Consider the following 13402-nt stretch of genomic DNA (forward strand, 5'->3'; position numbering starts at 1 on the left):
AAAAAATGAGTCAAGATAACAATACTGATTTTTCAAGTTATGAAAAAATCTTTGGAGAGATAGATTTCAGAGAAGGCGATGATGCTAGATCTGTTCTATCACCAGCAGCTTATTTAGCTGATTTGCTACAATTATATGAAGATGAATTTGATGAAGAAGCCGATAGTAGCTTATGGAATCTGAGAAGAGAAGATATTCTTCATATACTTCTAGACGAAGAAAATACTTTTACTATGGTTCCTTATCTAGATATCGTTAATGAAATATTGGAAGGAAGAGTAGAAGGAGATACTTATGAGGTATTAAAAGGAGCTAAACATCCGATTAATCTTCCATTCAATCTAGAACATGAGAAGATAAAAAACTATTTAGCACATATGGATATAACACAGGAACAATTATATAAGCTCTTTTCTATAGATAGTAATGAGGAATTACGTAATGAGAGCAATAATATTATAGCAAGAGAATATTTAGGACTATCAGAGGAAGCTTATAATCATATCTGTAATAATACAACTGAATTAATATCACTCTATGGTATTACTCAAGGAGATATTGACGAAGAAGCAGATGACTTAGAAGGTGACAATATAGATAACCTTTTGAAAAAAGATGTCAATACTCTACTTGCGAATGTAAAGAGATTCATGAGAAAGACTAAGATTACATTTAAAGAATTACTAGAATTACTATATGGAAATCTTAGTGACAATGAATCAGAATATGCAGGAAGCTTCTACTTGAATAATAGTTTATCAGGTTATGCTGTATTAGACGAGAAACAAGAAAAACTTATAGGTTTTAAAAATAATGAGGATATGCAGATATGGTTAAAACGTGCATATCTTTTTATTTATCTAGCTAAGAAGACACAAATATCATTTGTAGAATTAGATATGATTCTTAGGAGTTGTTGCAATAATATACTTGATGAAAAAGCTATTCTACATATGGCATATATCCTGAAATTACATAAAGATTATGAGTTGCCCATGGATATGACATGTGGACTACTTGTATCCATGAATACTCTAGGAACAGGTAATGAAGAGCAGCCTATTGATTTATTTAATAGAATATACAATGGTGATATTACTGCCATTGATAAAAATTACATCCCAGTGACAGATACTCTTCACCCTGAGTACGAGAACAGTGAATATACTAGAATCCTACCAGTTAATGAAGATGATCTCATGAGTGATGATAATATAGATTTTAGAGTAAGATTGTGTAAAGCTCTTAAGATGACAGAGGAAGATGTGGCAACTTTTATAACATGTTTCACTGATAGATTAGGAATTGAAGGTTTAAAAGTAACAAAGGATATGTTATTAACTAATTTAACCCTTCTCAATAGAGTAGCCACAGTGACTGAGTTCCTTGATATATCCGTAAAAGAACTATGCTATATATTAGATGTTATAACTGATGATCCTATTATAAGAGTTCATAATGTATTTGACAGGTTAATTGCTTATAATCCTAGTGCTAGGGACTGTTACACAATCTTCTCAAGCAATGATGTAACAAATAATATTTGGCTAATACAACTTATAGTATCTATTACTAAATGGATGCAGGAGAACGATTTTACTGGTGAAGAATTACGTCAGATAACTTTGCGATTTCAAGCTATTGAAGAGGATGAGTTAGACAATGACGAAGAAACAGAAGAAATAAAAGCTCTGAAAGAAGAGAAAAAAGCTAAGATAGATTTCTTGAATAATCTTTATACTCAGTTTAAAGCCTTACTATTTGAACCACAAGTATTAACAACTGATAATCGTGATGATAGAACTTCAAGAGCTATTTATCGTTATATTATAGGGTGTGATAGTAAAGTTGTTTCTCATGAGAATAGAGGTCTTATTCTTTGCAGTAAAGATAAGGATATAGAGAAGGTTTCTGAAGTTGTATATGCCGCTGTTAATCATTTGGATCTTCTAGGGCTAGAGGATTTTATTAATACTGGTTTAGAAGAGAAGATTCTTAAAAAACTAAAAAATAATCTGGTTTATAGAGGTTATATTAATACAAAAGGTGATATCAATGAAAATACTTGCCCAGAGAAGGAAAAAAATTTCCAAATCACTACGGATTTTAGCAAAATGAGGGATGATGTTTTTGACATAATAGCTAATATTTATGAAGAAGCTTTAAGTGAAGAGGAATCTAGTGAAGATGTATTAATGTCATTATATACATCTGACTTTGAGAAAATGAATTTATCAGAAGGTGAGCAACAGGAACTATATGATAATTTACTGTTCAATAATTATATAGATGAAGATAGTAATGTCATAGACCCTGAGTTCTTTGGATTTGTGGAGAACAAGTTATTATTTATGGTTAATGCTGATATAGCAGATTATGCTAAAGAGGTATATCAAGTTATAAAAGACAATATGCAGAAGTTTACAGATAAGGATATTGTTCTGGATAGTACTATCTTTTCACATTTACCTATAAGCGAATTGGATACAGAAAAGCTTATGACTAATCTACTATTTAACGATTATATAGATGATGAGCATATTATTAGGGATAAAGAAGAATTGCTTAATAAATCTATTGAGGATTTTAACTTAGCTATTTCTTATTATCCTTATCGTTTTGAAATACTGGATGCCATAAAAAAACATATTATAGAGGTGAAAGACTATTTTTATAATGTGGATGATACTATGCTTAGAGGAGTATCAGGTTATATTGTTGCATCAGATATATACAAAAATTTAGAAGGAAGATACTTACGAAATGGAAAGATAACTTCAGAAGGTTATAATTTCTTCAGTCAGAACTCCAACATGGAATGCTTCGAGCTTGGTGATTATTTCACTAATATCGAGGAAGAAATCATTTTCAATCATATGAGTAAAATAGTAGAGGTAATTGACAGATACAGAGTTAAGCCTGCTGCTTTAGAAGAATTAGGATTGAATGAGATGGAGCAAGAAGAGCTTGTGGAAATGTTGGAAACCTGTGAGTATACCTATGATTATAAGCTTAATAGACAAGAGATAGATTATTTCTTAGATGTGAATAATGCACTTATTTTCAAAATAGAGAGATTTGATGATTACAATAAGGATATCTTCTTCTTATTACATGATATAGCTAAGGAAATAAAACAGGAAATAGATGATATTACTCAGATTCTTATAGATCAGGCAATAATCCAGGAGGAGACATTACTTACTGCTTTACAAGATGTATATGGTATTGGAGCAGATGAGATTAGTGTTGTTATGAATAATATCATTGGAACCCATAATAGTTTAGTGGAACAATTCATGGGTCCTGTAATAGAAGCTGTTAATGTAAATGATAAGCTTATGTTAGAACCTAACAGCACAAGATTTAACAACCTCTATCGTAGAGCGAAACAGATTGCTATATTGATAGGAAAATTAGGGCTTACTACAGATCAGATAGAAGTAGCTTTTCATGACCAACAATTAACAGAGAAATTTCCAGAGCATTTAATTTTGCTAGAGGGTATTGATACATTTGATGTCATCTTAGAAGGGGTAGGCTCTATAATATATCTCTTTACTAAAGATAATTATTATGCATATTCTGCTGATGATTATACCTATGTAAGGGATATGGCTGCTACAGTTAAGGTTATAGAGGAACAAGATGAAGAAGATGAGTTGTATCAAGGTTTAACAGATATAGATAGATTCTATTATGAGTATAGCGAGCAAGGTGTGAACCCATTCTGTGTTGATGCTGCTTTTGTAGATTCATCAGGTACAATTCACATCATATCAGGAACTAATTACTATTGTAAAACTACCAATTCTGATCTATGGGAAATAAAAGAGAGACAATGGGGAAAAGTAGAAAATAACTTTTCTGATATTGACAAGATTGATGGAGCTTACGTAGATGAACAAGGAAAAACCTACTTATTTTCAAAAGGTCAATATATTAGATATTTATTGGACGTAAATATTAATGACCAGATTCAATATATGGATGAAGGCTATCCAAAAGATATTAATAAAAATTGGAAGGAAGAGTTTGGTAAAGAAATTCATCCGTTTTTTCATAAGTCTATAGATGCATCAATGGTGGGAATAGACCATAAAAGATATTTATTCAAGGATGATGTATATGTATCTTCAGATGATTATGTACATCCAAAAATGATTTTAGACCGTTTTGGACATGTTAAAAATAATTTCAATAGAATGAGACATATTGATGCTGCTTTCACTATGGAAGACAGATACTACTTATTTGCTGGTGACCAAGTTATATGCTATAGGAATAATATAGAAAATAATGGAGTATATGTGGAAGAAGGTTATCCTCTTACTATTGATACATGGATGCCACAATTACCTTATAATTTTAAAAAGAGAATAGATGTAGCTATTAACACAGACGATGGCATCTGCCTATTATCAGATGGTAAATCCATTAATATAACCTGTGATGATAAAGGATTCCATGTATCAGGCAGCGAGGAAGAAACATCTAAACAGTGGGGTATTGTTAAGAATAATATAATTGGAAATAGTAAAGTAGATGCAGCATTTGTAGGATTAGATGGTAAGGCTTATGTGTTTAGTAAAGACCAGTATTATCGCTATTCAGGTGAAGATTATAAGGTTGTTGATTCTGGTTATCCAAGATTTATAGAATCTGATTGGGATTCACTATTAGAGGTAACAGCGGCATTTGTACTAGATGGCAAAACCTACTTATGTGGTATGACAGATGGTGAGTCCATGAAGTATGTTAGATATTCTACTAATGATTATACCGTAGTGGATGAAGGCTATCCAAAGACTTTAGATGATAACTGGTGGAATTTGCCTTTTGCTTTAACAAAAACTGATCTACCAGATAGATATTTTGATACTATTGATGCTGTTTTTACTGACCAACAAGGACGTACTTATTTATTCTCAAGTAACAGATATATTTATTTTGATAATCAATATAGATGGTGGTCAGAACCTGTCTTGATGTCAGATACTTGGGGGGATATGCCATTTGAACATGTTGATGCAGCTTTTACGGGCAAGGATGGAAAAGTATATATCTTCTCTAATGAACATTACATAAGTTATAAGATTGAGGATTATTCAAAAATAGATAGTAATGTACCAATTAGAATCATGGACTTTTGGGGTAATGTAAAAAATAATATTGCAGATACAGGATTAGTGGATGCTTCTATGACCGTGAAAATACCTGATAATGATGAACTTAAAGAGCGTATTTATGTATTCTCCGGTAATCAATATTATAGATATACTCTACCTTTTAATATGAACAGATATGTAGATGAGGGTTATCCTAAGAACATAGCTGAAGAGTTATCTGAAGAACCAGGGTTTGAGAATCTGGATATAGACTTCTCCAATGGAATAGATAGTGCTATGGCTAATGGTAGGAATATGTACTTCTTCAAAGATGGTACTTGCACTATACTTGTAGAATCTGTATCACAAGTTCTAGATAAAACATATTCACTTATGGAGGCTGAAATACCTACATGTGTATTTACTCATGAAGGAAACATCTATATGCGTACTCAAAAGGATGGTAACTATAAACACTGCAATGATTTAGAAAGCTTGGATGGTATAAAGCTAACGGAAATTTTACCACCATTGCTTAGACCATTAGATGATAATGGTGACGGTAAGCTTATAGAAGATAATAGGAGAATATCTTCCATTCTTGAGGGAACAGATGGTAATACATATGCTTTCTATGATTTTAATAATAAAGATTCTGAAGATGATGCGGGTAATATAGAAGAAGATAATATGTATCATACATGTTACAACTTCTTATCCAAGCAAGAGTATAGTATAGCAGAAGAATGGGGATATGTAGATAATAATATTATTAAGAATAATCATATAGATGCAGGATTAGTTGGTGTTGATGGTAATACCTATTTATTCAGTGGGGATCAATACGTTATATATAATCATGAGTCATCAAAAGAATATGGTTATATTGATAAAGTACCAAAACTCATAGAAGAACATTTTGGATTAAAAAATGTAAATATCGCTTATGTCATAGAGGATAAAACTTTCTTATTAGAAAAACCAGATGAACAAGGAAGATTTAGATATGTTCAGTATTCCGGTAAGGATTATAGCAAACCTGATACAGGATTCCCTAAAACTGTTGATGAACAATGGTGGAATATACCAATGCAGTTTGTTATAGAGGGCTTTGATCAAGTTGATGCAGTATATGTAGAAGATGATAACATCTACCTGATTCATGGGGATAAACAGCTACAGTATAATTATGTAGAGGGAATATGGTCTTATCCAAAAGACATAAATAAGATGTGGAAGAATATACCACTAGATAAGATTACTACTCTGTTTAAAGGTGTAGATGATGCTATCTATTTCTTTGATGAAGATAAGTATTCTAGATTGGTAGATGGAGCCTTTGTCAATATCAACATAGACCCAATGGAGGGTGAGAACAGAAGGACTGATACATATGTAGAAAGCTTGAACAAGGTCTTTGGTAAGGTAGATAATAACATTGTTGAACTTAACAGAATAGATTCTTCTTTTGTAGATTCACATGGCATTACTTATTTATTCTGCGGGGATCAATATGTACGTTATTCATCAAGTGATTATAGATATATTGATTTTGGTTATCCAAAGAAAATCTATGAGAATCTACGTTTTGAAAAAGGTTTTGAAAATCTGGATCATAAGATTGGCAAGACAGATGATAATTATAATAAAGAAGTTATTATACAAGCAATAATAGCTAATATAGGCACTATTTACATCTTTATAGAAGATAAATGTATAGCTTTGGCACAAGGAGAAATCAGGGAGTTGCCAATAGGTCACTTAGGAAGAATCAGAAACAATCTGCTAGAAGAAGAAAAAATAGATGCTACCTTTGGAGATGAAAATAGAACATTCATTTTCTGTGGGGACCAATATATTCGTTACTCTCAAAAAACATACGAATACGTAGATGAAGGTTATCCAAAATCCATTACAGCTATAACTGACGAGGATTTGGGTATAGATGCAGCTACATTCCAAGGAATATTTACTTATGATTTGGATGCAGCTCTATACAAAGATGAGAGATTATATCTCTTCAAGGAGGACAAGTATTTTTATAATAATCAGATAGCAGAAATAGCTACAGCTTGGGGTAAGATTAAGAATACCTTTAACCCAGATGAACATCTAGATGATATGGTTGAAGTAGATGCTGCGTTCTTAGATGGAGAGGGTAAACTATTTGTTTTCAAGGATAATCAGTATATTCGTTATAGTAACTTGGATAATGAATATGTAGATGAAGGCTATCCTAGAGATATTTGCAATAACTGGGGTAACATGCCTATTAAATTTGAAGAATCCATTGATGGCGCATTCATATTTGATAACAAAACTTATATGATAAAAGGACAAGATTATATACGATACTCAGACCCTGCTTATAAAAAGATGGATCTTATATATCCTCAATCAATAATTAGCAGATGGGGAGAATATGCAGATTATCTATTAGCTGATATTAAGATTATCACTGATTATAAGTATATGGACCATATGTATATAGGAGATAATTATACCCTTACAGATTTTTTGCATCCACAGAAGCATATTATAGAAGAATCCTATGAAGTATTAAGTGATATATTTAAGTGGGATGCAGAAGAAATAAAATGGCTCAAGAAAAAACACGCTTTCTTGTTTAGTGGGTCACCTTATGAAGTAAATCTCAATATAGAGATACTCATTAAGATGCTATCCATCTTTAAAGTAACACAAGATATAGAGACTACACCATCTAAGCTTTATAGATACGTATGGTCATATATCTATGGAGACAATAAAGATTTGGATGAGGCAGCTGGATATCTTTACAAACAATTAGGACTAATGAATAGTCAGAAGGATTGGGCAATACTAAAAGAACAGATACAAGATGAAGAAAATATTATGAAACGAGATGTATTGGTACCTTATCTCACATATGTAGAAAATGATGTAAGTAACAGTAGAGAATTATATGAGAAGCTGTTAATTGATGTGGATATGGATAGCTGTGCTAGAACCTCTAGAATCAAAGAAGCCTTAGCTTGTATGCAATTATACTTCCATAGATACTTTATGGACTTAGAAAAACCAGCACTAGAGAATTTTGAAGATATGGATATTGTAAAAGATAAGTTGAAGTCCTATTGGGAATGGATGAAGAATTATCGTGTATGGGAAGCCAACCGTAAGGTATTTCTATATCCTGAAAATTATATTCGCCCTGAGCTTAGAGATACTAAGACAGAACAGTTCAAGACTCTTGAAGATGAAGTTATGCAAGGAGAACTGACAGATACATTAGTTGAACAGGCTTACAAGAATTATTTGGATTCCTATGATGACGTGTCTAGATTAACTGTTGCAGGTGGTTATCGCTATAATGACGATTCTACTAATGATGATAGAATCATTATTTTTGGACGCACAAAGACAGAACCAACAAAATACTATTATCGTACTGCTACATTTATTGATGGGGATACAGAGGCTGTTGAATGGGATTCATGGATTGATACCGAGCTTCAAATTGATTCTCAAAAGGTATATCCAGTGTATGCCTTTGGTAAAACATTTGTTTTCTGGCCACAAGTAGAGCTAGATAACAAAGAAAAAGAGAGCCAAAACGCAACAGCCAGTGAAAGTGGTGGAAAATATAATTTTGACAAAACTAAGAAAAATAATAAAGTCATAAAGATTAATTTTTCATACCTTAACTTAAATGGTAAGTGGGTTATACCTCAGACACTAGATCAAGAGATTAAGATATCAGATTTAGTAACTAAGTCCACTACAGAAGTGAAGAGTCCTGTAGGTGTAGAACTGTTTGTACAGAAATCTGACAAATTAGATTCAAACACTCATGACAATATTGTTATCAACTGTAGTTATAGTCTTCTTGACAAGGACTTACTTAATTACAATATTTTTAAATCATTTGATACAGGACATGATAGAAAGAATAAAACCTTCCTATTGACACCAGAACTATATACGGTAGTTAGTAATAACAATCCGGCTTATGAAAATATGGGACAATCAGTGTTTAAAACCTTATTTGAGGAAAATATTGCTATGGAAAATGCCGTTGCTTTTAACATAGGAAAAGCACCTTGGTTTGCCTTTGATCATAAGGGTGGTAGTTTCTTATGTAAGCCATCAATGCATAATCTGGATGAAAATGAATGGCCTAAGACTATAGATTACTCCAAGCTAGGTGAAGATGTAACACATATTGATGCATCTTTCCAAGTAGATGGTACTACCTATCTTATAGTTGGTGAAAGGTACTTTGCTTTTGATGGAGACTTCATGGATGAAGAAGGAAATATACTTGATAATTATGATAAAGGCTTTAACTATGAAAGATGGGGACATGCAGATCCGAGTGAAGCAAGTGTAAAAGTTAAAGCTGCATTTACCATTAATAATTATACCTATATCATTAAAAATGATAATTATTTGCGCTTTGAAAATGGTGAGTTCAGCCAAACACCGGTTAATTATCCAAAGAGTATTGATTTATTGGAAACGGATATAAAATCTGTCCTTGGCAATCAAGAATTCTATGTGAGTTTAAATGAGATCAACATTGATTCAGCTTTTATGAAAGATGGTATTCTCTATGTTATTGATGGAAAAGAAATCATAGTTGTCAATAGTGAATTAACAGCAGCAGAATTATTGACACATGAGTTTGTAAGACATTTAAAGACAGGTACATCAATAGGGGCTGTCTCTTTATCAGATAATGGTGTAATGGTATATAAACGAAACGATATGGTTGATTATAACTTCTACTTCTGTGAATATAATCTAAATACCAATAGCTGGGATTCACATGGATTACTTATTAGTGACCAAGATAATAATCCAGTAGATATTGATGCTAGCTTTAGATATAACGATGACCTATATTTGATTAAAGGTAATGAGGTTATGCAACTTAATGATGCACCTACATCAGATACTAGTTGGGTAACTACACAAACTATTGCTGTTAGTAGATTCTGTGATATGAGTAGTGTAGAATCAGCCATTGTAGTAGATAATAAATATCTGTATATGTTTAGTAGTGATTTATATATCCGTTATACATTGGTTAACGGTAAATTACCACAATACATGGATATGGGATATCCACAGCCTATTGATTTGATACCTACACATGCTTCATTTACATTAGATTCAAAGAGTTATATCTTCTATAAATGCTATTATAAGAAATTAAATATAGACAAAGGAGAAATTACAACTACTGATCCATTTGGTTATAAAAATATGGCTGGAAGTTTATTAAACATACCAAGTGAATTCTTAAATGGTATTGATGCTGGTGTTAATACAGGTAATTATTTGTATATATTTAAAGATAATGCTTATGTTAAGTACGACATTAATAGTGATATTAGACCTTATGAGGTGGAAGATGTACCTTATGATATCATCAGGCTTACCTCAAGTACTTCTTATAAGTTGAGTACCAAGTTATTTACAGAAGGATTAGAAGCTTTTTTAGACCTAAGTACCCAGCAAATAGGTGAATTACCTAAGTTTGATGCTAATATAAGTAATACTACTACTATTAAAATAAATAAAGATAGAATCAAGATATATCCAATATCAGAAACTCTTGATTTTGATAGTGCTAATAGTAGTTATTATTGGGAATTATTCTTCCATGTACCATTCTTCTTGGCTCAGACATTAAATACAGCTCAGTTGTTTGAAGAGGCAAAAAAGTGGTATGAATTCATATTTGACCCAACAGAGGCAATTTGGTGGAAGTTCTTACCGTTTATAAATGCATCTACAGATGATCTATATGGAATAGAAGAAGATGATGATCAAACTCAGATTAAGAAATATCTGGAAGACCCATTTGACCCTCATGCCATAGCTGATTTACGTATTGTTGCTTATGAAAAGGCTTTGGTAATGAATTATATTGATAATATTGTTGATTGGGGAGATTTACTCTTTGGACAATACACAAGAGAATCTATTAATGAGGCACGTATGCTATATATCTTAGCCTATGATTTGCTTGGTGAAAAACCAGAAGCTTTAGGGGAGAGAGTATTAACTGATGATGTAGATTATGAAACACTTACAAAAGAAGCTACTAATAATGAGGATAGATACGAATTCCTATTAGATCTTGAGAATACAAATAATCTTAGCCGTAATACTTTAATACACTTATTCTCTGGAGGTACAGTTAATGATAGCTTAGTTAATCCATATTTCTTTATACCTGAGAACTGGAATTTTATTAATTATTGGAATACTGTTGAGGACAGATTGTATAAGATTAGACATTGTATGAATATCATGGGAATCAATCAACCGTTACCATTATTCCAGCCACCTATTGATCCTATGGCTCTTGTACAGGCAGTAGCAGGTGGAATGAGTTTATCACAGGCAATAGCTGTTAGTGATGGAAGTACTCCACACTACCGTTTTAACTTCATGATAAATAAGGCTAGCGAGTTAGCATCTAAGGTTAGTCAATTTGGTAATGACCTATTAGCTACTCTTGAGAAAAAGGATTCCGAAGAGCTTAGTCTCTTACAGCAAAAGCAGGAGAATACTATCTTGACTATGACTCGCAAGATTAAAGAAAGTCAGCTACAAGAAGCTATAGAAAATACAAAATCATTAGAGGAGAGCCTAAAGAACTCTGAAGATACTATCAAACATTATAAAGATTTAATAAATACAGGGTTCATACCAGCAGAGATAGCTCAGATAAGTCTTATGTCTATTGGTGCTGCATTCATGACAACAGCTTCTATTGCCAAATTTGTTAATATGGGTGTTTCACTCATTCCTAAGGCTATAATAGGAACATTCACTTATGCAGAAGTTAATACAGATGGATTACTAGAAAACTTCTCAGAAGCTACAGAGACCTCAGGTGAAAGCATTAATATGCTAGGCGAGATTGTAGGTATGAAAGCTAATCTGGAACGTATGAAAGAGGATTGGCAATTACAACTTAAGATGGCGAAAAGTGAAAAGATACAATTACAGCATCAGATTAATGGATCAAAGTTATCACAACGTATAGCTGAGACTGAGATTGATATTTTGGAAGAAGAAATTAGACAAAATGATTCAGTCAATACATTTATGAAGAACAAATTTACGAATAAAGAGTTATATAACTGGATGGCAGGCAAATTATCTACACTATATTTCAAGACTTACAAGCTTGCACATAAAATGGCAAAATCTGCTCAAAAAGCATTCCAATACGAGAGAGGTATGAAGGAAAGTGAAGTGAATTATATCTCATCCATGTACTGGGATAGCTTAAGAAAAGGGTTGTTGGCAGGTGAGAGTTTAGGCTATGATTTAGACAGAATGGAACAGGCATATATTGAGAGCAATAGTCGTGACCTGGAGATAGCCAAACCTATATCTCTACTAGAACTTGACCCATTTGCACTAGTTAGTCTTAAGGAAAAAGGAGTTTGTGAGTTTAATTTGACAGAAGCTCTATTTGATTATGATTTCCAAGGACATTATGGTAGACAAGTAAAGACCATATCAGTTGTATTTGATATGGGAGAAGGTAAAGCACCTGTTAATGCTACCTTAACACAGCTAAGCCATAAGGCTATTATTGAACCAGATGTAAAAGCCGTTAAGTACATGATTGATCCAAAAGATGTTCAGCCTACTTCTATTCGCTCAGATTGGAAGGTTAATCAGCAGATTGTCTTATCACCAAGAGGTGAGTATGAAGAGAATAACGGATTATTTGAGCTTCGATATGATGATGAACGTTATTTACCATTTGAAGGTACTGGTGCAGTATCGAGATGGCGACTAGAACTTAATGGGAAAAAGGGTTCATATGATCCTAAGGACTTAAAAGATGTTATTGTCAACCTTAAGTATACAGCAAAACAAGGTGGACAAAGCTTTGGAGATGCTGTTAGAGGTATATTAAAGCCATATAATACTTTGCATTTTGTAAATATGTCAGAAACATTTGGTGATAGCTGGACTGATTTCCTACAAAGTGATGATGAGCTGGCTGTGACAATAACTAGAGATATGCTACCTAATATGGCAGGAAGCAAGATTGATGGTATCTACATGGTAAGTGACCTTTATGAAGAAGGTAAGTTAGGTATGATACTTGATAGTGGTAAAACATATAACCTAGAAAGTGGTAAGTATGTTGAGACAAGCGGTTTAAGTATCAGTAGTAGAGGTTCACAGTGGAGCTTTACTCTAAAAGGAGATAAGCACAATGTTAAGAATGTAGGACTTATCATAGGATATAAGGTTTCAGTATAATAGTTGCT

The 13402-nt window shown here is 32.5% G+C and carries 1 protein-coding gene; it reads left to right on the forward strand.

What is annotated here, in order from left to right; translation table 11 throughout:
* The first annotated feature begins 5 nt into the window (after positions 1 to 5).
* Positions 6 to 13394 (forward strand): Tc toxin subunit A-related protein, encoded by a 13389-nt coding sequence (locus ACX6CF_RS09210; RefSeq protein ID WP_458785034.1) that lies wholly within the window; start codon positions 6 to 8, stop codon positions 13392 to 13394.
* The last annotated feature ends 8 nt before the right edge of the window (positions 13395 to 13402 follow it).

Source organism: Vallitalea sediminicola, assembly GCF_054408565.1.